The sequence below is a fragment of the Streptomyces sp. SID5643 genome (genome assembly GCF_009872555.1).
GTDB lineage: Bacteria > Actinomycetota > Actinomycetes > Streptomycetales > Streptomycetaceae > Streptomyces > Streptomyces iakyrus.
In genome coordinates this window covers 35,941-58,312 of sequence record NZ_WWIC01000021.1, presented here as the reverse complement: position 1 = coordinate 58,312, position 22,372 = coordinate 35,941, and the positions used below count along the sequence as shown (strand labels likewise).

Here is a 22,372-nt window from a genome sequence, read left to right as displayed (position 1 = left end):
GGAGGCCCCGGCGCAGGAGCGGCGGGCCGTGCACGCCGCGCTCTCCACGGCGGCCTCCGACCCGATCGAGCGGGCCCGGCACCTGGCCCTGGCCACCACCGGCACCGACCCGGACGTGGCGGCCCGGCTCGCCGAGGCCGGTGCGCTGGCCCGGGACCGCGGCGCCCCTTCCGTGGCCGCCTCGCTCGGGCTGCTCGCCGCCCGGCACACCCCGGTGGACAGCACCCCGGGCCCCGACGAGCGGCGCCTTCAGGCCGCGGAGGACGCGATCACCGCGGGCGAGGCCGATCTCGCCCGGGACATCGCACGTGACGTACTGACGCGTGCCACCGTGCCCGCGGAGCGGGTGCGGGCGTGGATGGTCGTCATCGAGGCGGCCGGGCAGGCCCTCGGCGAGGTCGACGCCGTCTTTCCGCAGGTCCTGGCCGATGCCGGTGACGACCCGCGCCTGCTCGCGCAGGTCTACTACCAGCTGGCCTGGCGCGGCCTGGTCGTCGAGGGCGACTTCGCCGAGGCCCGCCAGGAGGCGGCGCACGCGGCGGAGCTGGCCGCGCGGGGCGGGGACCGCCGGACCGAGCTGATGGCGCTGTCCTTCCAGGCCTCCACCGAGACCCTGATGGGCCACCCGGACGCCCCCGCGACCGTCAAACGGGCGCTGAAGGAACCCCAGGACCCCTATGTGGCCTGCCACCACAACGGCGCCGGATCGGCCCGGTTCCGCTGGCTGATCATGAGCGACCAGCTCCCCGAGGCGCGGGCGACGATCACCTCGCTGCTGCGCGAGGTGCGCCGGCGCGGGATGGTCGAGAGCGAGGTGCACTTCCTGCGCTTCCTCGCCGACACGGAACTGCGCTCCGGGCACTGCGGCCGGGCCCTGGACCTGGCCCGCGAGAGCCTGAGGCTGGCCCGGGACTCCGGGATCGGCGAAGGGGCCTCGGCCATGCTCGCCTCCCTCGCGGAGGCCTCCGCCGGGGACGTCGACCGGGCCCTGGCCCTCGCCCGGGAGGCGGCGGACCACGCCGAGGTCGACGGCGACCAGATGTACCTGTCCCGGGCCCTCGCGGCGCTGGGCTACGCCCAGTTGGTGGCCGGTGACCCGGCCGCCACCGTCCGCTCGCTGCGCCGGGTGCGGGAGCTGGAGCAGGGCCTCGGCATCAACGACCCCGGGCGCGGCCGCTGGCACGGCGACCTCGCCGAGGCACTGGTCCGCATCGGCGAACCGGGCGAGGCACAGGACGTCATCGACACGACCCGGGCGCACGCGCTGCGGCTCGGCCGGCAGAGCGTGCTGGCCGTTCTGGACCGGGCCGAGGCGCTGGTGCGGGCGGCACGCGGCGAACACGAGGCCGCCGTCGTCCGGTTGACGTCCGTGCAGGACCGGCTCGGCCGCCTCGGGTACGGCCTGGAGGAGGCGCGGGCCGCCTTCGCGCTGGCCCGCCTGCGCGCCCAGGCCGCCGCCTCCCCCCGCACCGGCGCGCGGCCCCTGCCGGGACCGGCGTCGTACGACGAGGCCGCCCGGCTGTTCCGGCGCTGCCGCGCGCTGCCCTGGCTGCGGCAGGTCGACGCCGCCGCAACGGCTGGTCCCACCGCGGCGGAACCGCCCGCTGCCGCGCCCGCTGTCGCCCTGGACGCGCTGGACGGCCTGGCCGCGATGGAGCGTCAGGTCGCCTCGCTGGTGATGGAGGGCGCGACCAACCGGGAGATCGCGGCCCGTCTGTTCATCAGCGTCAAGACCGTCGAGGCGACCCTCACCCGGGTCTACCGCAAGCTCGGGATCCGCTCCCGGGTGGACATCGTCCGGCTGGCCGCGGGCCGCCGGACAACCTGACCCCACCTGGGTTTACGGGGCCGGACCGAGGGTTATCCCTGCCCAACTCCCTTAGGGGGTTCCCTCATTGGGAGCCCCCTCGTCCGGGCTCTAGCTTTGGGGCGTGCCGCTCGCCGGGCACACGGAGATCCGAACAAAGGCGTCAGGGTCCCCGTGCACGACCACCCGCGCGACCCCCCACCGGCAACTCCCCAAGGAGACCCATGTTCGGGCTCAACGCTGCCAAGAAGGCCGCCGCCGTCGCCGCGGCGACCGCTGCCGCCGCCACGACCGCGCTGCTCGCCGCCCCCACGGCCGTCGCCGCGCCCCAGCCGATCGTCGGCGGTACGACGACCACGACGTCCGCGTATCCGTTCGTCATGCAGATCACGGACGCCTCGCAGAACCAGTTCTGCGGCGGCACGCTCGTCTCGCCCACGAAGGTCGTCACCGCCGCGCACTGCATGGTCGGCGAGACCACCGGCAGCGTGCGCGTCGTCGGTGGCCGCACCTACCTCAACGGCACCAACGGCACGGTCAGCAGAGTCAGCAGGATATGGATCCACCCGAGCTACACCGACACCGCCAACGGCGCCGACGTGGCCGTGCTGACGCTGTCGACGTCGATGCCGTACACCCCGGCGAAGTACGTCTCCTCCTCCCAGACCTCGGTGTACGCGGCCGGCACCACCGCCCGCATCCTCGGCTGGGGCGACACCTCCGAGAACGGCAGCGCCTCCAACCAGCTGCGCACCGCGACCGTACCGACCGTGTCCGACTCCAGTTGCGCGAGCTCCTACGGCTCCGACTTCGTGCAGAGCGACATGGTGTGCGCCGGAAAGACCTCCGGCGGCGTGGACACCTGCCAGGGCGACAGCGGCGGCCCCCTGATCATCGGGGGCGTCCTGGCAGGCATCACTTCCTGGGGCGAGGGCTGCGCCAAGGCCGGTTTCCCGGGCGTCTACACCCGGCTGACCACCTTCTCCAACCTGGTCACGACGCAGGTCAACTCGTGATCACGGGCTGACTCCTGAGCACCCCTCAGGTGAAAGACCAGGGGGCGTTGCGGGCCTCCACGAGCGGCCCGCAACGCCCCCTATCCATGTCGCGACGCGGCTCAGCCCCGTACGACGCCGAACCGGATGTCGTACGACGACCCCGGGTGCATGACGCGCAGCATCCGCTCCCCCTCGGCGGTGACGTCGCCCTTCTGGCCCCGGGTGAGACGGTCGAAGGGCTCGATCACGAGCGCGTCCTCCTCCAGCCGCCACAGCCCCGCGAGGAAGCCGTCGACGAGGAGCGTGCGGTGGGCCAGGTTCCCCTGCCACGAACGGCCCCGGTGCTCGGGCGGGACGACGCGGGTGCGGTCGGCGTGCGAGAGCAGCAGGTTGTCGAACTCGGGCAGGAAACGCGGCGGCGCGGGGGTCTCCGGGTCGGGGCGGGGGGCGTCCGGGAGGTCGAAGAGTTCGACGCCGGCCTCGTCCCGGAAGGTGACGAGCTGCGGGCGGAGGCGTTCGAAGGCGTCGCGCAGCCGGGTCATTCCGGCCCAGGCCTGCATGTCCTGCACCGAGGCCGGGCCGAAGGCGGCGAGATAGCGCAGGACGACCGCGTCGGGCGCGGGGGCCGGTTGCGCGGGCCGGCCGAGCCAGTGCTCGGCGGTGGTGAGACGGACCTGTCCGCTGCGCCCCCACAGCCCCCGGGGCGTCACCTGCACGAGCGGGAGGCGACAGCGGGCGGCGACGGCCAGGGCCTGCGGATCGGCCTCGGGCCACTCCCGGAGCAGGGCCTCGCGCAGCTGTGCCATGGTGCGCGGCTCGGTCTCGACGAGGTCGCGGGCGATCACGGCGAGCCGCTCCAGGTCGACACCGGCGAGTCCCTTGCGGAACGTGACGAGCTCCCGGTCCCGGGCGGGCTGCACCAGCGGTCGCAGGGTGAGGCAGTCGTCCGCGGTGTGGGTGTGGATCGTGGAGCGCATCGTGACGATCCGGACGGCCTCGCGGTCCGCCATCAGCCGGGACAACGCCTCGGGTGTGAACCCGTCGAGCCGGGCGGCGAGGGCGTAGTACGGCGGCTTGACGTTCTGCGCCTGGAGCCCGACCAGATGCTCCACGGCCGCCGCGACGGACAGCCGGGCGGGGCGCAGGAGCAGCTGGCGGTCGAGGGTCGCACGGTTCAGGGCACGCGGGCCGAGCAGGGGTGCCGTGCCGGTGACGCTCCGCTTGGTGTTCGTCATGTGAGGAACGGTAGCGGGGCTTGCGGACAGGTTCTGTCCGCAAGCGAAGGGCCGGCCGGGGCCTTGCTGGCGTACGCCGCGCATCCTGTACGTTTCCCGCTGCGTGATCACGCCTACGTACGCTCGGCGGAGAGGCGGCCGCGATGCCCGGTGCCCCGGGCCGGCTCTCCTCGGCGGGGCGCCGGCGGGCACGTCGCTTCCCCGACCTCCGTCACGTCGGCAGGCGACCCGTCCGCCGGAACGCGGCAGTCAGCCGGACCCGGAATTGCCGGAAGGGTCACTCGGCGTCAACTCACCGCTGTACGCTGCGGGAACAGCACGGGCATCACGCGGGGGACGACATGAAGGACTCATACAGGCTGTACCGCCGAGCCGTCGACGACGTGTGGAAGGGCTGGTGGGTCTCCTGGCCCCTGTCCGCGCGGGTCGAGCTGGGCCAGGTGCTGGAGAACGCGGACGGCAGGGTCCGTCCCGCCGGCGTTCTCTCCGACCGCGGCATCGCCTTCACCTCCCGCCCGGGCACCCCCCACAACGACTACACCTACGACACGCAGGGCTCCGCATCCGTCAGGTTCAAGGCGGCCGGCGTCGCCGCCGACGGATTCACCGCGCTCGCGGTCGCCGACTTCGGCGCACAGGTCACCTTCGAGAAGGACGATGCCGTCCTCGTCGTCTACCGCGGGCTGACCGAGAGCGGTGTCTCCGACGTACGGAGCCTGGCCGCCGCTCTGGTGCGCCGCGGCTGGGACGACTGGGACGGCACCCTGCTCGCGGTGACGGACGTGGTCTCCGCCGCTTCCGGAACCGTCCTCACGGCCGCGGAAGCGGGAGCCGTCGCCGAACTGCGCCTTCAGGCCGGCGCGGGCCAGGCACAGTTGGGCCTCGCCGACCTGGCGAGCCGGGCCAGCGTCGCCGGACGCCGCCGGCTCGGCCTGGAATGGCTCGGCACCGACAGCACTCCCTTCTTCCGGGTCGTTCGCCTCCGCAAGAACTGGTTCGGCAAAGTGACCAAGGACTACGGCCCCCGCCAGCCCGGCCGGGGCGCTGCCCCCGTGCCCGTGCCGCCGGTGCTGCTGGAAGAAGCGCAGGACGACCCGCAGGTCGTGCTCGAGACGGTGTCGGCGGACGAGCAGCCCGCCGAAGGGCTGACGGAGCCGGCATGACGGGCGGCATGGTGAACGCCCCCGCCGAGGTGGAGCTACGGCTCGTCGCCAGAGCCGAGGGCGAGCCAGGGCACACCGTACGGCTGTCGATGGACGGCGGCCCCGTGAAGACGGCTCCGCTGGGAGATCTGGGCCGGACCGAGGATCTCACGAAGGTCTTCGACCGGGGCGTGGGCGAGAACGACCGCGAACAGGCGGGCGAGCGGCTGTACCGCGCGCTCCTGGGCGGAGACCTCGGGGCCGAGTGGACAGAACTGCGCTCCCACGCGACACCCGACCGGCCCCTGCGCATCCGCATGGACATCGAGCCGCCTGAACTGCGCATCCTGCCATGGGAGCTGCTGCGTCAGCGAGGCCAATGGCTGTGGCGGAGACCGGAGTTACGCTGGAGACGCGGCGTCGCCGACGATTCTCCCAACCCCGGGATACGGGAACTCGGGCCCTTGCGGGTCCTCCTCGTCGTATGCAATCCGCCCCACGACGACCGCCTCCTGGCCGAGCACGAGCTCGCCACGATCTCCGGCGCCCTGGAGCAGCCGGGCCGCACCCATCTGGAGGTGCTCGACGCGCCCCGCGACGCGACCGAACTCGCCGAACACATCGACCGGTTGCGTCCGCACGTGGTGCACTTCATCGGCCACGGCATGCCACGCCCCGGGGCAGGCAGTCCGGTGCTCCTCTTCGTACCGGCGAACGAAGGGCCTGACTGGGAGCTGACCGCGGAGGCGATCGCCGACCTCACCCACTGGCATCCGATGCTGGTCGTCCTCAACGCCTGCCACTCGGGAAAGGCCGACCCCGCCGACTGGATCGGCGGCATGGCGCACGCCTTCCTGGACGCGGGCACCAAGGCCGTCGTCTCGATGCAGGACGACATGGACTCGGGCACGGCCGTGGCATTCTCCGCGAAGTTCTACGAGGAGCTGGGGCACGCGCGCCCGCTGGACGACGCCGTGGCCGCCGCCCGCTCCCACCTGGCCAGACATAAGGCGAACACCGGATCATGGTCTCTGCCGGTGCTCCTCACCCGGTGTGCCCCGGACCTGGTGCTGCCCATCGACTCCCTGCTGCCGCCCAACAGTTCGGTCGACGACATCCGCCGCTGCAAGCAGTACGTCGAACTCAGCCGGTTCGTAGGACGCTCCGAGGAACGGCGGCGGGCCTGGTGGGCTCTGGACGATCCCGCCCTCACGCCGAGCCGTGCGGATCGTCCCGTGCTGGTGATCGGCGGCCACTCGCAGACCAACAGCGCGAGAACCGGCAAGACCTGGCTCACCAACTGGTGCCTCGTCACCTGGTTCCTGCGTGGGCACCACGTCGTCTCGGTCAACCTCAAGACGCCTCTCCTCGCACCGGCGCACGCACCCACGGCCGGTACCCGCATCCGGCACAAGGACTGGCTCTCGGCACTCCGGCTGATCCGCCAGGAGGCGACATCCCCCGAGCAGCTGTGCCGTATGCCCGAGACGGCCTTCGGCACGTTCAACGCCGTACTCAACCACCTGGCAGGCGCCTCCTCCGTGCCGGGCGCCGAGCTGGAGCCCGCCGAAGACGCATGGCTGCCGTTCAACGACGAGATAGGCGACCCCTACGACAAACGCAAGACGCTGGTCGTGGACGCGTTTCTCGAAGCGCTGCGGACTGCCACCGCGGGGCAGCCCCTCGTCCTCGCGCTCGACCACGCCGAGAGCGTCATGCCGGGAGCTTTCACCGACATCCTGTACAAGCTGATGGTGCGACCGATCGCCTACGGCCACGCCGCCCCGCTGCGGCTCATCATCGTCGCCCCCGACACCTGGCTGAGCGACGTCCTGCCGGACGGCGACTCGCACATGCTGGGCAGGGTGAGCGTCGGTGACTTCGACAGCGCCCAGTTCATGCGACTCGCCCGAGCGTACGCGCGTCGCCTCGGCGTACCGCCCGACGAGCGGATGGATCAGGCGCTGGAGGGCTTCAGCCAGGTCATGGCCCCGCACTTCGGCGTCGAGACCTTCGAACACCTCACACAGCTCCTGCCGCAGTGGCGGATGGCCAGAGCGCGACAGGGGGCCCTGCGATGACGGACGCTCTGGCGGAGATCACTCGCCGCCTCGCCGCCGGTGAGAGCCTCGAGGCCATCGCCCGTTCCCAGCGGCCGTCCGACTGGGCGCCCGCGCTGCGTGTCTGTGCCGTGGCCCGTACCTTCGACGCCACCCTGTACGAGTCCGTGCTCGGCCCCACGGCAGCCGAACACGGGGACGTCGACGCACCAGACCTCCTCGAACTGCTCGATGAGCGTGCGATCCAGCCGACGGGCGATCTGCCCCAGACGTACTCACTCTCCGAGCAGGACCGCACCTCCTACTTCCTCGACTGGATCGGCACCGGAACCGGCACCCAGGCTGCGCCCGCTGAACTCCTCAGCCTCGAACGCAGGATCGCCGACCAGCGGCTCACCGAAGGCGACCACTCCGAAGCAGTACGTCACCTGCTGCTGCCCGCCGCCGAGGACGCGCTCGCCCTCTTCGACGAACAGTTCACGGCCGCCGACCGGCGACGCGACTTCGCCGCCTGCCAGGACCTCGTCGACGCGCTCGGCGACCCCGACCGCCTCCCCTTCCTCACTCCCGAGATCTCCGAACTCGCCCTGGACCGCGCCGGATACGTGCGCGCCCGCGACCACTGGGCCGCTGACTTCGCCCGCTCCGCGCAGTTCCTCAAGCCCGCCGAACTCCTGTCCGACGCGGAGCAGTTGCTGGCCGGAGAGAAGCGGGTCTGGCAGCTTCACGCCCCCGGAGGCGCGGGCAAGACCATGCAGTTGCGCTGGCTCGTATCCCGGTACTGCGTGCCGGCACCGCGCGACGTACCCTGCGCCCGGATCGACTTCGACGTGGTCAACCCGCACGCGGTCGGACGGCACCCCTGGCTCCTGCTGCTGGAGGTGGCCGATCAGTTCGGCCGCCGGCTGCCCGGCCGCCCCTTTGAGACCTTGACCACCGGCTACGGCGCCCACCGCGTCCTGCTCGACCGCATGCCCTCCGACCCGGGCCGCGAAGTCGCCGCGACCATCGACAGCCTCGACACCGACGCGATCGAGGCGGAACTCATCGCCGCCTTCGCGGACCGGCTGAACCTCGCCGTCGCCGGTCGTCCGGCCGTCCTGGTCATCGACACGCTCGAGGAACTCCTGCTCCACGGCCACGCAGAGGCGGAACGCCTGCTGCGCATGCTCGCCGCCCTCCTGGATCTCTGCCCCGGGCTCCGACTCATCCTCGCCGGCCGCTACAACCTGCGCACCCGGCTCCCCAAGGCGCTCAGGAGCTTCCGGAAGCACCAGGTCAAACACATCAGGGTCCGCCCCTTCACCGCGAGTCAGGCCCGCACCTACCTGACGGACGTACGCGGCATGAGGAACGCCCAGCTGGTCCGCACCGCCGTGCGCAAGGCGCGTGGTCTGCCCTTCGCGCTGGCCCTGCTCGCCGACCTCGTCGAACACGACCCGGACATCACCGCGGCGGAGCTCGCGGCCTGCGACGAGCCGCTCGTCCGCTACCTCATCGACCGGGTGGTCCGCCGGATCAACGATCCCGCGGTGCGCTGGCTCCTGCGCTACGGCGTGATCCCGCGCCGGCTGCGCAAGGAAGACGTGTTCACCGTCATGCGCCCCTGGCTGGCCAGAGGCATCACCGACACGTCCGAAGTCGACGACCCACGCCAGGACGACCACCACCTGCGGGGCAGCGACGACGTCTTCCCGTTCGCCGCGGCCGAACCCACCGACGACGACCTGGAACGTTCCTGGCAACGGCTTCTCGACTACGCGGGCAGCTCTTCCTGGGTGTCACGGCAGCCCGGTGACGACAGCACCGTCGTGTTCCACGCGAACGTGCTGGCACCGATGCGCCTGCTGATCTCCGGCCACCGGGTGTACGGCGAGCTGCACCACGCGTTCGTCGCGCACTTCGAGGAACTGGCCGAGGCGCGCCCCGGGCAATGGGTCGCCTGCACCAAGGAAGCGACGTATCACCGGTTCCAGGCGGGGGATCCCACGGCGGAAGACGTATGGAGCGAGGCTGTCCTCAAAGCGGGCATGACGGAGCCGCCGGACAAGGCGCGAGAACTCGCCGAGGAAGTCCTCGGCGAGGAATATCTGGAGGAGGGACAACCCCGGGTCCGCGCGGACGGAGAGCCGCTCATCAAACTGACCACAGTCATGGCCGCCCATCTGGCCGTGGCCGGGACGGTCGCGCACCGCTATCTCAACTCCCCCGTGGTCAACCCCTCGGACCCGGCCCTGAGCGAGGTCGAACGTCGCCTGGCGCTCGTGGACCAGTTGCAGCAGGTGTCTGCCCCGCCCAGAAAGCGCGAGGCGGCACTCCACCTGCGCGCCATCGCCCTGTTCGGCCGTGGCCGGCTCGATGAGGCCACCGAACTGGTCCGGTCGGCGCTGGAGAATGATCTCACCGACTGGACCCGGGAGAAGCTGCAGATCATTCTCTCGCGGGTGCAGGACCAGATGAGCGACCCGGAGGCCGAATCCACTTATCGCAGTGCCATGGAGACGGCACGCACACGGGGTGACGAGCGGAACGAGGCGCTCATCTCGCTGGAACTCGCCCAGAGTCTGGAGGACCGCGGCCGCATCGACGAGGCCATCACCCTCCGTACCCAGGTGCCGCCGACCGCCTCCGGGAACAGCGGCACACAGGCTCCGTCGGTCTACAACAGGGCCCTGCTGTCCCTGGCCGGAGCACATCTGCTGGCCTTTGAAGTCACCAAGAGCCTGGACACACTGCACAGACTCGACCGCAAAGGCCCGGAGGCGGCCTCGGCGCCGGAGCGCATCGAAACCCGCCAACGCGAGGCGCAGGCTTACGCGATGCTCGGCCGCTCCCGTTCCGCCCTCGTGGCGCTGGATCAGGCCGACCGGATCGCCCAATCGGACATCCACGACTCGACCAGGTACCGGTACCTGGCCGACGTGGCCATGCGGCGCGGACTACTCGCAGGTGAGGTGCTGTCCGTGGACAGCGCGGAGCGGTCGTTCGCCCGGGCCACCGCTCTGTGGAGCGATCTGGGCTACCAGGACGGCCATCCGGAGTGTCTGCTCCTGTACGCACGTTTCCTCACCTACCACCTCGGCGACCTGCGCCGGGCCGCGCAGACCCTCCAGCACCTGCGGGAGGTGGACACCGGAGGGGAACACTCCGTCGCCGCGGCGCTGTTGTGGCACGACCTCGCCTTTCGGACCTACGACGTCCCGGACCCCTCCTTGCTCAGCATTCCGTCGAGGTCGCGAAAGGACCTGCTCGACGGGGGCGTCGCCGCCGTGCTCGCCGACCCGGGCCGAGCCACCGCTCTGGCGGAGGCCTTGGCCGACGTACAACCGCCCGAGGCGCGCCTGGCAGCGCTCGACGGGCTGTCCCGGTGCGGCACTCCGGAAGGTGAGCCGCTGCCCGAACTCGATCTGCTCCGTCCACTGTTCTCATCCCTGGCCGACACGGCACCCGCCACGGTCGATGGGTATGTGCGGCTGACCCGGCTGGCCGAGTTCGAGCGGGTGTCGGGGCGGCACGAGGAGGCGACCCGCCTCATGACGCAGGCACACGCAGGTCTGTGCGAGGCGGCCGAGGACCCCGAACCGCTGGCCAAGTGGCGCTGGGCGCAGGCCCAGATCCGTTTCAACGGGGTCCCGGAACGCCGTCTCAGCCGGTCGCTCTGCACCGTCGCCGCATCGGAGTCGCCACTCATGAGGGCGACCACGCTGTGGCTGCTGGCTCTCACCGAGAAGGACACCGAACCCAGACGCGCGTTCCTGCACGACGCCTCGGAGCACCTGGGACTCGTTCAGCAGCCGTCTGTCTGGAGCCAGTTCATCCTGCGGTCGATCGCCCTGGTCGACGACGACGAGGCGACCCGTCAGATCGCGACACGCATGTCCGCCACTCTCGGTTACCGCCCGGAGGGATCGCCCCCGAGCGTCCCGTCCTCGTTCGGCGACGCGACATCGGAGCACGATGACGTGTACCGCGTGGACACCTCGTTCCGCGTGACGAGGGCCCCGCTCCCCACCGCTCATGCCCTGTCCGCCAACTGGCGCGATCTCACATCCGCCAACTCTGTGTCTCTGCGCCGCCGGCGCCGGGGAATCCCTCCGGTTCGGGCGATGCGGCTACAGGTCGATGACATCCTGTCGCATGCGTTCCCGTGGGAACTCGCGTTCGCCGAGCACCGTCTGCCGCTGTACCGCACCCTTCCCGAGGCCGCCGAGGCCGCTGACGTCCGGGCGGTTCAGGCGGCTTTGAATGCACACACGAACACGAAACTGGTCATCGACGGTCGATGGGGTCACCTCGCCCACATGGCTCTGACCGGATTCGCAGTCGGAGCGGTCGCCGCCCTGCCGGCCGCCATCCTGTCGGCCGGGGCGGCTTCGGCGGCGGCGATGGAGCTCGTACGAAGGTCGCGCGACCGGACCAAAGCCCGCTCCGGGCCACGGGCGCTCGTCCTTGCCTCCGACCCGACCTTCGACAACCGTTCCTATGCTGCCTCCGCATCGGCGTCGACGTCACGTTCGGTGCTCGGCGCGTATCATGCGCACGGCTTCGCCACGGAAGAGGCCCGCTCACTGCGCGTCCTGTCGAAGCTGCAGGCCCCACCGACCGTCATCCATATCAGCGCCCCGCTGCGCCTGACCGGCGGCACCAACCCCTGCTTCGACCTGTCGGCGGTCGAGCTGAGTCACGGCGAGCGGCTGAACCGGACCGCCATGGGAGGCGACCTCGAGCCGGAACAGCTCGTCGCGTGGCTCAAGCAGTTCGAACCCGGCACACAACCCCTGGTCGTTCTCGATCCGCCGCGGCCCGGTTCACCGGCCGACATCCCCCTCCAGCTGGTGCTGCGCAATCTGTTCGCAGCGACCCTGTTCTCCTCGGGACACGCCCCTGCCGTGCTGGGCGTCGGTCTGCTGCGCGGCACACGCAAACCCCAGACCGACCTGCTGGCACGGGCCCTGGGGGCGGACATCCCGCTACTGCGCCTCCTCGCGGATCTGCGCGGTCACCCCGGCCCCGCCGTCCTCGACGCCAACTGGGGCGAGGACAACCTCGAACAGCTCTGCGTCTCCTTGTTGGCCAGCCCCGCCGCGCTCCGTGTCTCCGAGCCGGACGCCACGAGCGCGTGACCGACGGACCCGACATCCAGCCGCCGGCCGTCGACGCGGGCTTTCACACCCGCCGCAAGGCCGAGGTGCGGCACCTCCTGACGGGACTCGAGCGAGAGCTCACGGACTGGCGGGAAGCCGCCAGGGCACGAGGTCCACTGGAGAAGCACCAGTCGCAGATCGAGAGCGCGGTGCGAGTCGTCACAACCGCGCTCGAACAGCTCAGGAGCCTGCCCGCAGCCGAGCAGCAGCACAGGGCGCCGGAGCTCGTCCTCGACCTGCACCACCTGTGGGACTTCTTCCGCACCAAGCTGACGGTCCGGCACATACCCCAGTACAAGGAGTTTCTGGACGCGGCAGACGAGTTGGCATGGGCGATCTACGACCCCGTACGGCAGGCCGCAACCAACCCCTCGCTGTCCCTCAGGGAACCTCCGCTCACCTTTCTCGGCCGTCACCCGGTACCTTTCGCCACCGCCCGCGGCAGCGACTTCGAGGACCTGCTGCCCTCGGGAGCACAACGCACCCTGGCCGGACGCAGAGCGAGCCGCCATCTGCCCTTCCCGCTCATCGGCATCCCCTGGTCCGCGAGCCATCATCTTCCCTCCTTGCTCGCCGCCGCCCACGAAACAGGCCATCACATCGAGGACGACCTGGATCTGACCGAACCGCTGCTGACCCGCCTGCGGGAGCGCACGGGCCTTCCGGCGGAACGTGTGACGGTGTGGGAGCCCTGGCTCGGTGAGGTCTTCGCCGACGTGTGCGCGACGCTCACCTGCGGAGAGGCGTACGTACGGACACTGGCCGACGCGCTCGCCACCACAGGGGACGTCGCCGGCGTCAGCGCCTATCCCCCGCCCCGTCTGCGGCTTCAGGTGTGCAGCGCCACGCTCGCGGAGCAGGCCACCGGCATGCCACCCGGGGAACACGGCAGCACCGAGCCGACGGCCGTGGTGCAGGCCCTGATCCACGACGGCTTCCCGGAGCTCGGCGGCGCCACCCTCGCCTCCCTGGTCGCACTGCGCCACCCCGACCAGCTCGAACAGGCGAGCCTCAGACTCCGGAACGGACTGCGATCCGGGCGGAGCGATGTGCCGGGTGTGCTGGCGGCAGCGGCCCTCGCCTTCCTCGACGCCCCGGACGCCTATGACGACCACGCAGTCGGCACCCGCGCCCTCCACGAGGTCCTGTCCCTCGTCCCCCAAGGGCCACGCGCCGCATCCGCCGCGGACAAGCTACTCGCTCTGCGCGACTCCGCCGCCGGACGTGATCTGTTCGACCTGCTCGGCGGAGACGCTGCGCCGGAGTGACTCCTCGCCGCACCCCATCTCCCGCAGCGCGTCCCGGTCGCGCACCTCGGTTGTTTACGCCCGCCGGGCACCCGGGTACTCAGCAGTGCGTTCCCTGAACCCGCACCACACGCTCCACTCGGGAGATCCGATGCTTCGACTTCCACCCCGACCAGAGTTCCCCGGATCCCATGAGTGACAGCACCGGACGGACGGTGGACGGCATGGAACGAGGCGCAGACCCGACGCGGTCGGCCATGATCGTGATCGACATGATCAACACCTACGACCACGAGGACGCCGAGCTCCTCGTGCCGTCCGTCGAACCGGTCGTGCCCGTCCTGACGGAGCTGCTCGGCCGTGCCCGCGAGGCGGACGCGCCCGTGATCTACGTGAACGACAACTTCGGCCGGTGGCGTTCGCACCACGGAGAGCTGCTGGACGCGGCCCTGTCCCGGCCGAACGCCCACCTGATCGAGCCCATCCGGCCCGACGACCGGTCGCTCTTCGTGATGAAGGCCCGCCACTCGGTCTTCTTCGAGACGCCCCTGTCCTACCTGCTGTGGAGCCTGGGCGTCGGGCACGTGGTACTGACCGGGCAGGTCACCGAGCAGTGCGTCCTGTACTCCGCCCTCGACGCGCACATCCGTCACCTGGAGGTGACGGTGCCGAAGGACGCCGTCGCCTCCATCCATCCCCACCTGGCCTCCGCGGCCCTGGAGATGATGGAGCGCAACATGGGCGCCCGGATCATCACGGCGAAGGAGACCGAGTTCCCGCACCGCGAGGCCTGAGGCGGCCTGAGGGGCGGCCTGAGGCTGCTTTACTTGGCCACCATTACCTGACTAGGGTCAGAGAATGAAGGCTGACCAGGTCGAGCAGGTACGGCGGTTCAACCGGACGGTCGCCGAGCGGGTGGGAGTGCTGCACGACCACTATCTGGCCGGTGCCCGCCCCTACGGCCAGGCCCGGCTGCTCTGGCAGATCGGGGACGGCGGCACCCACGACGTCCGCAGGGTGCGGGACCGGCTGGGTCTGGACTCCGGCTATATGAGCCGACTGCTGCGGGCACTGGAGCGTGACGGTCTCGTCGCCGTCGAACCCCACCCCGGCGACCGGCGGGTCCGCACCGTACGGCTGACCGAGGCCGGGCGACGCGAGCGCGCTCTGCTCGACGACCGCAGCGACGCCCTCGCCGCCTCCCTCCTCGCCCCCCTCGACGCCCGGCAGCGGGAGCGGCTGACCTCCGCCATGGCGGAGGTCCAGCGGCTGCTGACCGCCTCGACGGTCTCCTTGGACGTGCTGGACCCCGACCATCCGGACGCCGCGCACTGCCTGCGGTCCTACGCCGCCGAACTGCAAACGCTCTTCGACGGCGGCTTCGACCCGGCGAACAGCCTGCTGCCCGACCCGGGGGAACTGCGTGCGCCGCGCGGGCTGCTCGTCGTCGCCCGGCTGCACGGCGAACCGGTGGGCTGCGCCGGGCTGAAGCTGCCGACCGGAGCCCCCGCGGAGATCAAACGGCTGTGGGTCTCCCCCGAGGCCCGCGGACTGGGCCTGGCCCGGCGGCTGCTGTCCACCCTGGAGACGCGTGTTGCCGGGCACGGCTGCGACCGGGTGCGACTCGACACCAACAAGGCCCTGGAGGCGGCCATCGGCCTCTACCGCGACTGCGGGTACACCGAGGTCCCCGCCTTCAACGACGAGCCCTACGCGCACCACTGGTTCGAGAAGCGGCTCCGCCCCGGCGGTCGCATCGGACTCAGCCGCAGCGACGGCCGGAGTTGATACAGGCGACGGCGCGCTTCATGAGTCGCTGGGGCATCGCGTTGATGAAGTCACCGTGATCGGTGACGGGCTTGTGCAGCGACTCGGGGAAGCTGTCCACGGCGAAGGCGGTGCTGCCGGCCAGGCCGCTGTAGGTGAGGCGCTGTACGAGCTGCGGGATCGCCTTGAAGCCGGCCGGGCACCTCCCCCGGGCGTCGGCGAAGGCGACGTGGCTGCGGTGGTCGGCGCTGTCGGTGTTCCGGCTGTCCCAGCAGCTCTGGAACCGCTCGGTGCGGACCACCTCGCTGCCGGCCGGGCAGATCGGGTACTTGTCCTTGAGCTGGACACGGTCCTCGAAGCCGGTGCAGGACCATGCGGCGTTGGCGTTGGCTCCGCCGTTGGCGTTGGCCTTCGCGTCACCGGTGATGATGCGCAGGAAGCGCGGCATGGCGACCACCTTGGTGGTGGGGCTGCCGACGAAAGTGAGGCTCGCGGACGTGGGAGTGAGGATCTTGCCGACGTTGCCCTCGGCTCCACCGCCGGGTGAGCCCGCGTCCGCCTTCTCGACTCCGCGGCGGTCACGCAGCACAGGCCAGTAGTAGGTCGACCGGTCGCCGTTGGTGCAGGTGGTGCGGGCCGTGGCGAGGCTCTCGTCGGTGGTGAAGGCGTCGACGCCGATGGCGCCGACGTAGTCGTGGGTGTGGTGGGCCCCGTTGCCCACCCCCGGGGCGACGATCACGTTGTCGGAGTTGTGGCGGCCCTCCGCGTTGACGCCGCAGCGGGTCTTGAAGGCGCCCTTGGAGGCGTTGCGGTTGGCGCGGGGCGGGGCGGGCACGTTGCGGGCGACCTTGGTTATGTCCACGAAGTCCTCGGGCACGGGCCCGTTGCCGACAGGCGCTGAGGGTTTTGCAGCGGCGTAGGTGCCGGCACGCGGGGCGTCGCTCGCGTTGGCCTGCACATTGACCAAGGTGAGTCCGATACCGCCCGCGGCCAGCCCGGCAGCCAGGACGATTGCGTTGCGCCGTGTGCGGTTGCGCCTGTGTCCCTGGTTCATGGTGACCTTTCCGTTCCGGTGTCTGGTGTGACCACCGTGGCCGCTGAGACGGAGGGTGGCCCCCGGTTTCGAAGGCGCGTCACCATCGCGTAAGAACTGGCGCATCCGGGCCGGCCCCGAAGGTCAGCGGTGCTCGGGGTTGTCCGCGCCCGGGCGGCAGCCGGCGTCCCACTGTGAGCGCTGGTTGCCGTGAGCGGGGACCCCTCCTGCCCGCTTCAGCAGGGCCGCGATGTGCATCAGGTCCCAGGTCATGAAACTGGTGTTGCGATTGGTGAAGTCGTTCTCCGGGCCGCCCGAGTCCGGGTCCAGGTACGACGGTCCGGGCCCGGCCGCGCCGATCCAGCCGGCGTCCGCCTGGGGCGGGATCGCGTAGCCGAGGTGCTGGAGGCTGTGGAGGACGTTCATCGCGCAGTGCTTGATGCCGTCCTCGTTGCCGGTGATGAGACAGCCGCCGACACGGCCGTAGTAGGCGTACTGCCCTTCGGGGTTGAGCAGCGAGGAGCGACCAGCTCCGTGGCCACCCCGCGGCGTCCATGATCGACCGGATCTTGTCGATCAGGCGCACCCGCGCACGTCTTACGGAGTCATGACGTACGGCCGTGCTCCCGGAAGGCGGCGCCGGCGAGCGCCTAGCGTGCCCGTATGCGCGTACTGGTCACCGGCGGTGCCGGGTTCATCGGGTCCCATGTGGTCACCGCTCTGCGGGAGCGGGGGCACGAGGCGGTCGTGTTCGACGTACGGGAGGAGCCCGCAGCCGACGTGCGGGACCCGGCAGCGGTGCGCCGCGCCCTGGCCGGTGTGGACGCCGTGTGCCACCAGGCCGCGATGGTCGGGCTGGGTGACGGGGTCGCCGACGCGGCGGACTACGTCTCGCACAACGACCTGGGGACGGCCGTGCTGCTCGCGGCCATGGCGCGGGCGGGCGTAGCCACCCTCGTGCTCGCCGGGTCGATGGTCGTGTACGGCGAGGGGCGGTACGTGTGTGCGCGGCACGGGGGCGTGAGGCCCGGGCCGCGGGCCGTGGCCGAGCTCGACGCGGGCCGGTTCGAGCCCCCGTGCCCGGTGTGCGGCGAGGACCTCTCCCCCGGGCTGGTCCAGGAGGACACCCCGGCCGATCCGCGGAACGTGTACGCGACGACCAAGCTCGCCCAGGAGCATCTGGCCGCCGCCTGGGCCCGCTGCACCGGCGGGTCGGCGGTGTCGCTGCGCTACCACAACGTGTACGGGCCCGGCATGCCCCGGGACACCCCCTACGCCGGAGTCGCCTCGTTCTTCCGCTCGGCGCTCGCCCGGGGCGAGGCCCCGCGGGTGTTCGAGGACGGGCGGCAGCGCAGGGACTTCGTGCACGTCCGGGACGTGGCGGCGGCGAACGCCGTGGCACTGGAGGCGACGGCCGCCCCGGGCACGCTCACCGCGTTCAACACCGGCAGCGGTGACCCGCACACCGTCGGCGAGATGGCGCGCGCCCTGGCCGCCGCGCACGGCGGCCCCGAGCCGGTCGTCACCGGCGAGTACCGGCTCGGGGACGTACGGCACATCACCGCAGACTCGTCGCGGCTGCGGACGGAGCTGGGGTGGAAGCCGGCGGTCGGCTTCGCGGAGGGCATGACGGAGTTCGCGCGGGCGGGGATGCGGGGCGCGTGACCGTGGCCAGGGGCCCTTCGGGTCCCCGTCGGCGTCCGCGTGGGTGTCGGCTCGACGGGCCGGGCCGCCGTGGGCGAGCCGTGCCACGGGTACCGGCGCGGGGCCGAGGGCCCGCCGGGTCCTGGCCGCTTCAGGAAGCGGCCGCGGGCAGCACCACCTCGAAACGGCAGCCCCCGGGGATGTTGCGTACGCCGGCCCGGCCCTGGTGGGCCTCCACGATGCCGCGCACGATGGCGAGGCCGAGGCCCGCCCCGGCCGGGGGCGTCCGGGCGTGCGTACCGCGCCAGCCGGTGTCGAAGACGCGCGGCAGGTCCTCCTCGGGGATGCCTCCGCAGCCGTCCGTCACGGACAGGACGACACCCTCGGGGGAACGCTCGGCGGCGATCGCGACCGTGCCGTCGGCCGGAGTCCGGCGGATCGCGTTGACCAGCAGGTTGCCCAGCACCCGGCTCATCTCCTTGCCGTCCACCTCCACCGGCACCGGCTCGACCCGGCCGCCCACCAGCCGTACCCCGTGTGCGCGGGCGAGGGGGTCGACGCCGGCGAGGGCGTCACCGACCAGGTCGTACAGGGAGATACGGGTGGGGGTCAGGGCGAGGGTCCCGGCGTGGATGCGGGAGAGCTCGAAGAGGTCGCCGACCATGTCGTTGAGGCGTTCGACTTCGGTCCGTATCTGCCGGAGATAGCGGTCGGGGTCGGCGGCGACGCCGTCCTCCAGGGCCTCCGACATGGCGCGCAGACCGGCCAGCGGGGTCCGCAGGTCGTGCGAGATCCAGGCGACGAGTTCGCGCCGGGAGGCCTCCAGGGCACGCTCCCGCTCCCGGGACTCGGCGAGTCTGGCGCTGGTGGCCGCCAGCTCCCGGCTCACCGCGGCGAGTTCGGCGGTGGCGGGTCCACCGGGGGCCGCGAAGTCCCCGCCGTCGCCGAAGGAGCGCGCCGCCACGGCGAGTTCGCGGCTGCGGGCGACGACCCAGCGGCCCAGCAGCAGGGCGGTGGCCAGGGAGACGACGGCCGCCATGGCGACGACGGTCGTGACGACGGTCAGGTCGTGCGCCGACAGGAACATCGCCCAGGCGACGGCGAGTGTGCCCGCGAGCATCGCGACGACGCCGACCGCCGCCACCACCGCGAGCGAGACGGTCAGCGAGCGGCGGCGGATCAGTCGCAGGACAGCCGCTCCGGCCAGTCCCGTCGCGGCGGCACCGGCGAAGGCGTACAGGGCGATCAGGAGGTTGTCGCGCACGGTCAGTCGTCCCCTTCACCGGGTTCACCGGGTTCGAAGCGGTAGCCCACGCCCCAGACGGTCTGGATCAGGCGGGGCCGGGCGGGGTCGTCCTCGACCTTGCCGCGCAGGCGGCGGACGTGGACCGTGACGGTCGACAGGTCGCCGAAGTCCCAGCCCCAGACCTCCCGCATCAGGTCCTCGCGGCCGAAGGCCCGCCCCGGGTGCCGCAGGAAGAAGGAGAGCAGGTCGAACTCGCGGAGGGTGAGGGCGAGTTCGGTGCCGTTCTTGGTGGCGCGGCGGGCCGTCGGCTCGACGGTCAGACCGGCCGCTCCCAGCCGGTCCCCCGTGGCCGCGGGGCGGCTGCGCCGCAGCACCGACTCGACGCGCAGGACGAGTTCGCGGGGGCTGAAGGGCTTGGTGACGTAGTCGTCGGCGCCGACCTCCAGGCCCAGGATGCGGTCGTCCTCGTCGCCTCGGGCGGTGAGCATGATGACGGGCACGGGGCCGTGGCCGCGGATCCGCCGGCACACTTCCAGGCCGTCCATGCCGGGCAGCATCAGGTCGAGCACGACGAGGTCCGGCCGGCGCGCGGCGGCGCGGGTGAGGGCGCTGGGGCCGTCGTCGGCGCGGTCGACGGCGTAACCGGCGCGGTCCAGATATCCGGCGACGACCTCGGCGACGGTCGGATCGTCGTCGACGACCAGGATCCTGGGGGCCCCGCCCGCGATACCGGTGGGAGGCTCGTACGGCTGTTGCATGCCTCCAGCCTGGCACCAGGCCGCCCCCGGCGGGGCCCGGCCACCGCTCCGATCGCCCGACGTCCGCGTTTCGTAAGGAGCGATGGACCGTTATGCCCGATTCGCGTTCGTAGGGTGAAGCCGTGACGATGACATCTGCGGACGTCGACGTGGTGCTGCCCTGCCTGAACGAGGCCGAGGCCCTTCCCTGGGTGCTCGAACGGATTCCGCCGGGCTGGCGCGCGCTCGTCGTCGACAACGGTTCCACGGACGGCTCGGCCGGCATCGCCCGGGCGCGGGGCGCGAGCGTGGTGCACGAGCCGCGGCGGGGCTTCGGCGCGGCCTGCCACGCCGGACTGACGGCCGCCACCGCCGACGTGGTGTGCTTCTGCGACTGCGACGCCTCCCTCGATCCGGGACTCCTGGTCCCCTTCGTGTCCGAGGTGCGCGACGGCGGGGCCGACCTGGTGCTCGGGCGGCGGCGTCCGCAGGGGCGGGGCGCGTGGCCGCCGCATGCCCGCGCCGGCAATCTCGCGCTCGCACGGATGCTGCGCCGCCGCACCGGGCTGCGGCTGCACGATCTCGGCCCCCTGCGCGCCGCCCGGCGGGAGGCGCTGCTCTCCCTCGGCCTCAGCGACCGGCGCAGCGGCTATCCGCTCCAGATGGTCGTCCGCGCGGCCGACGCGGGCTGGCGGATCACCGAGCACGACGTGCCGTACCTGCCGCGCGCGGGGGCCTCGAAGGTGACGGGCACCTGGCGCGGCACGTGGCAGGCGGTACGGGACATGAGCCGCGTGCTGGCGGAAACGCCCGCGCACGAGAGCGACACGATGGCGCGCGAAGGGGGAACCGTCCGGTGACCACGCTCCTCGTCATCGCCAAGGAGCCGCGACCGGGCCGGGTGAAGACGCGGCTCACGCCGCCCTTCACGCCCGGGGAGGCGGCCGAACTGGCCGAAGCGGCCCTCGCGGACACGCTGCACGCCGTGGCCGCCACGCCCGCCACCCGGCGCGTCCTGGTGCTCGACGGCGCCCCCGGCCCCTGGCTGCCGCCCGGTTTCGACGTCGTGGCGCAGTGCGCGGGCGGTCTCGACGAACGGCTGGCACAGGCCTTCGCGGGCTGCGCCGGCCCCGCCCTGCTCGTCGGTATGGACACCCCGCAGGTGACCCCGGAGCTGCTCACCGTGGACTTCGCCGGCTGCGACGCCTGGTTCGGCCCGGCGGAGGACGGCGGGTTCTGGGCCCTCGGTCTGGCGTGCCCGGACCCCGCTCTGCTGCGGGGCGTGCCCATGTCGACGGCGGTGACGGGTGCCGTGCAGCGGGAGCGGCTGGCCGCCGCGGGACTGCGGGTGTGCGACCTGCCGGCCCTGCGTGACGTCGACACCGCTGCCGACGCCCACGCCGTCGCCGCACTCGCCCCGCGGGGGCGCTTCGCGGCGCGGCTTGCCCGGTGCCCGGCGGCCGGGGCACCGGCCACCGGGCCGGGTCCGCGCCCGGCCGGTCCCCGATGAGCGCCCCGTCCGCGACCGCCCTGGCATGGGCCGCCGCCGACCCCTACGACGCCGCTCTGCGCGCCGGCCGCGGCCCGTTGTTCCTGCGGCGCACGGACGGCTGGCTGCTGCCGCTGGAGGTGGAGCGCTGGTGCGCCGGGGCCGACCCGGTCGACCGGGACGTGCTGGACCGGTGCGAGGGGACCGTCTTGGACGTGGGGTGCGGGCCCGGACGGCTCGTGGCCGAACTGGCCGCCCGGGGGCGGGCCGCCCTCGGGATCGACGTCAGCGAGGCCGCGGTGGAGCACACCGCCCGGCTCGGGGGCCAGGCGCTGCGGCGGTCGGTGTTCGAGCAGCTGCCCGGCGAGGGCCGCTGGGACACCGTGCTGCTCATGGACGGCAACATCGGCATCGGCGGCGATCCGCGTGCCCTGCTGGAGCGGGTCGCCGGACTGCTGCGTCCCGGAGGCCTGCTGATCGCCGAGACGGTCCCCGCGGACGTCGACGAACGCGTGCGCGTGCACATCACCGACGCCCGTGCCACCACCGGTGACCCCTTCCCCTGGGCGCGGCTGGGCACCCGGGCGCTGCTGGGGTACGCGCGGGGCTGGGAGCGGGCGGGTCAGTGGACGGCCGGCGGACGGCACTTCGCCGCCTTGCGCAGCCGCAGCAGCCGCACCGCCAGCAACAGGGCCGAGCCGCCGAAGAGGACGGCGGTGATCAGCAGCCAGCGCGCGAGGAACACGTCGGCGGGCAGACCGGTGGCGGACCGGTAGCGCCGCTCCACCGCGCCGCTGATCAGCGGGAACCAGACGAGGAGCAG

General features: G+C 72.2%; 15 protein-coding genes and 2 pseudogenes. 12 read left to right on the top strand and 5 right to left on the bottom strand.

Annotated features, from left to right (window positions below; translation table 11 throughout):
• Together GTY56_RS02395 and GTY56_RS02390 are read left to right on the top strand one after the other, a co-directional pair.
• The coding region (locus tag GTY56_RS02395) for a helix-turn-helix domain-containing protein (protein ID WP_161361963.1) at positions 1-1,828 on the top strand (1,828 nt) is incomplete at its 5' end.
• Positions 1,829-2,031: 203 nt separating this feature from the next.
• Positions 2,032-2,823, top strand: a complete 792-nt coding sequence (locus tag GTY56_RS02390) for a S1 family peptidase (RefSeq protein WP_161361961.1) — start codon at positions 2,032-2,034, stop codon at positions 2,821-2,823.
• A 101-nt stretch (positions 2,824-2,924) separates the two neighbouring features.
• Here GTY56_RS02390 and GTY56_RS02385 read toward each other — a convergent pair whose 3' ends face one another.
• Entirely contained in the window at positions 2,925-4,040 is a 1,116-nt protein-coding gene (locus GTY56_RS02385) for a winged helix DNA-binding domain-containing protein (protein WP_161361959.1), read from the bottom strand.
• Between the two features lie 341 nt (positions 4,041-4,381).
• Here GTY56_RS02385 and GTY56_RS02380 point away from each other — a divergent pair, with 341 nt between their 5' ends.
• From GTY56_RS02380 to GTY56_RS02355, 6 genes are all read left to right on the top strand, one after another.
• Positions 4,382-5,203, top strand: a complete 822-nt coding sequence (locus GTY56_RS02380; protein WP_161361957.1) for a hypothetical protein — start codon at positions 4,382-4,384, stop codon at positions 5,201-5,203.
• Complete coding sequence (locus tag GTY56_RS02375; RefSeq protein ID WP_161361955.1) at positions 5,200-7,263, top strand: CHAT domain-containing protein; 2,064 nt, start codon at positions 5,200-5,202, stop codon at positions 7,261-7,263. Before GTY56_RS02380 ends, GTY56_RS02375 begins: the two co-directional genes overlap by 4 nt.
• Positions 7,260-12,365 (top strand): tetratricopeptide repeat protein, encoded by a 5,106-nt coding sequence (locus GTY56_RS02370; RefSeq protein WP_161361954.1) that lies wholly within the window; start codon positions 7,260-7,262, stop codon positions 12,363-12,365. The genes GTY56_RS02375 and GTY56_RS02370 overlap by 4 nt, the downstream gene beginning before the upstream one ends.
• The gene (locus tag GTY56_RS02365; protein WP_161361952.1) at positions 12,362-13,654 is read left to right on the top strand and encodes a hypothetical protein; all 1,293 of its coding nucleotides are present in this window, start codon (positions 12,362-12,364) and stop codon (positions 13,652-13,654) included. Before GTY56_RS02370 ends, GTY56_RS02365 begins: the two co-directional genes overlap by 4 nt.
• Positions 13,655-13,857: 203 nt before the next feature.
• Positions 13,858-14,427, top strand: coding sequence for a cysteine hydrolase family protein (locus GTY56_RS02360; RefSeq protein WP_161361973.1), 570 nt, complete (start codon positions 13,858-13,860; stop codon positions 14,425-14,427).
• Positions 14,428-14,491: 64 nt separating this feature from the next.
• On the top strand, positions 14,492-15,421 hold the full coding sequence (locus GTY56_RS02355) for a bifunctional helix-turn-helix transcriptional regulator/GNAT family N-acetyltransferase (RefSeq protein WP_161361950.1): 930 nt from the start codon (positions 14,492-14,494) through the stop codon (positions 15,419-15,421).
• Here GTY56_RS02355 and GTY56_RS02350 read toward each other — a convergent pair.
• Both GTY56_RS02350 and GTY56_RS02345 read right to left on the bottom strand, forming a co-directional pair.
• Positions 15,396-16,289, bottom strand: a pseudogene (locus GTY56_RS02350) (DUF1996 domain-containing protein); the annotation flags it as partial. The gene GTY56_RS02355 and the pseudogene GTY56_RS02350 sit on opposite strands and share 26 nt — an antisense overlap.
• A gap of 288 nt (positions 16,290-16,577) precedes the next feature.
• Positions 16,578-16,955: pseudogene (locus GTY56_RS02345) on the bottom strand (flavodoxin family protein); the annotation flags it as partial.
• Between the two features lie 141 nt (positions 16,956-17,096).
• Here GTY56_RS02345 and GTY56_RS02340 point away from each other — a divergent pair.
• A complete protein-coding gene (locus tag GTY56_RS02340; RefSeq protein WP_161361946.1) occupies positions 17,097-18,098 on the top strand; it encodes an NAD-dependent epimerase/dehydratase family protein in 1,002 nt (333 codons plus the stop codon).
• A 130-nt stretch (positions 18,099-18,228) separates the two neighbouring features.
• On the opposite strand, the gene GTY56_RS02335 is transcribed toward GTY56_RS02340, so the two are convergent.
• A complete protein-coding gene (locus GTY56_RS02335) occupies positions 18,229-19,341 on the bottom strand; it encodes an ATP-binding protein (protein WP_161361944.1) in 1,113 nt (370 codons plus the stop codon).
• Positions 19,342-19,343: 2 nt separating this feature from the next.
• The gene (locus tag GTY56_RS02330; RefSeq protein ID WP_161361942.1) at positions 19,344-20,081 is read right to left on the bottom strand and encodes a response regulator transcription factor; all 738 of its coding nucleotides are present in this window, start codon (positions 20,079-20,081) and stop codon (positions 19,344-19,346) included.
• A 128-nt stretch (positions 20,082-20,209) separates the two neighbouring features.
• Here GTY56_RS02330 and GTY56_RS02325 point away from each other — a divergent pair, with 128 nt between their 5' ends.
• Genes GTY56_RS02325 through GTY56_RS02315 form a run of 3 tightly spaced genes read left to right on the top strand, consistent with a single transcriptional unit; the run spans position 20,210 to position 22,325 of the window.
• A complete protein-coding gene (locus GTY56_RS02325) occupies positions 20,210-20,920 on the top strand; it encodes a glycosyltransferase family 2 protein (RefSeq protein ID WP_161361970.1) in 711 nt (236 codons plus the stop codon).
• A complete protein-coding gene (locus GTY56_RS02320) occupies positions 20,917-21,570 on the top strand; it encodes a DUF2064 domain-containing protein (protein WP_161361940.1) in 654 nt (217 codons plus the stop codon). The genes GTY56_RS02325 and GTY56_RS02320 overlap by 4 nt, the downstream gene beginning before the upstream one ends.
• The gene (locus GTY56_RS02315) at positions 21,567-22,325 is read left to right on the top strand and encodes a class I SAM-dependent methyltransferase (RefSeq protein ID WP_161361938.1); all 759 of its coding nucleotides are present in this window, start codon (positions 21,567-21,569) and stop codon (positions 22,323-22,325) included. The genes GTY56_RS02320 and GTY56_RS02315 overlap by 4 nt, the downstream gene beginning before the upstream one ends.
• Positions 22,326-22,372 lie beyond the last annotated feature (47 nt).

Coding starts and splice junctions, on each gene's coding strand:
- GTY56_RS02390 (WP_161361961.1), top strand. CDS start 2,032: ATGTTCGGGCTCAACGCTGCCAAGAAGGCCGCCGCCGTCGCCGCGGCG.
- GTY56_RS02385 (WP_161361959.1), bottom strand. CDS start 4,040: ATGACGAACACCAAGCGGAGCGTCACCGGCACGGCACCCCTGCTCGGC.
- GTY56_RS02380 (WP_161361957.1), top strand. CDS start 4,382: ATGAAGGACTCATACAGGCTGTACCGCCGAGCCGTCGACGACGTGTGG.
- GTY56_RS02375 (WP_161361955.1), top strand. CDS start 5,200: ATGACGGGCGGCATGGTGAACGCCCCCGCCGAGGTGGAGCTACGGCTC.
- GTY56_RS02370 (WP_161361954.1), top strand. CDS start 7,260: ATGACGGACGCTCTGGCGGAGATCACTCGCCGCCTCGCCGCCGGTGAG.
- GTY56_RS02360 (WP_161361973.1), top strand. CDS start 13,858: ATGGAACGAGGCGCAGACCCGACGCGGTCGGCCATGATCGTGATCGAC.
- GTY56_RS02355 (WP_161361950.1), top strand. CDS start 14,492: ATGAAGGCTGACCAGGTCGAGCAGGTACGGCGGTTCAACCGGACGGTC.
- GTY56_RS02340 (WP_161361946.1), top strand. CDS start 17,097: ATGCGCGTACTGGTCACCGGCGGTGCCGGGTTCATCGGGTCCCATGTG.
- GTY56_RS02330 (WP_161361942.1), bottom strand. CDS start 20,081: ATGCAACAGCCGTACGAGCCTCCCACCGGTATCGCGGGCGGGGCCCCC.
- GTY56_RS02325 (WP_161361970.1), top strand. CDS start 20,210: ATGACATCTGCGGACGTCGACGTGGTGCTGCCCTGCCTGAACGAGGCC.
- GTY56_RS02315 (WP_161361938.1), top strand. CDS start 21,567: ATGAGCGCCCCGTCCGCGACCGCCCTGGCATGGGCCGCCGCCGACCCC.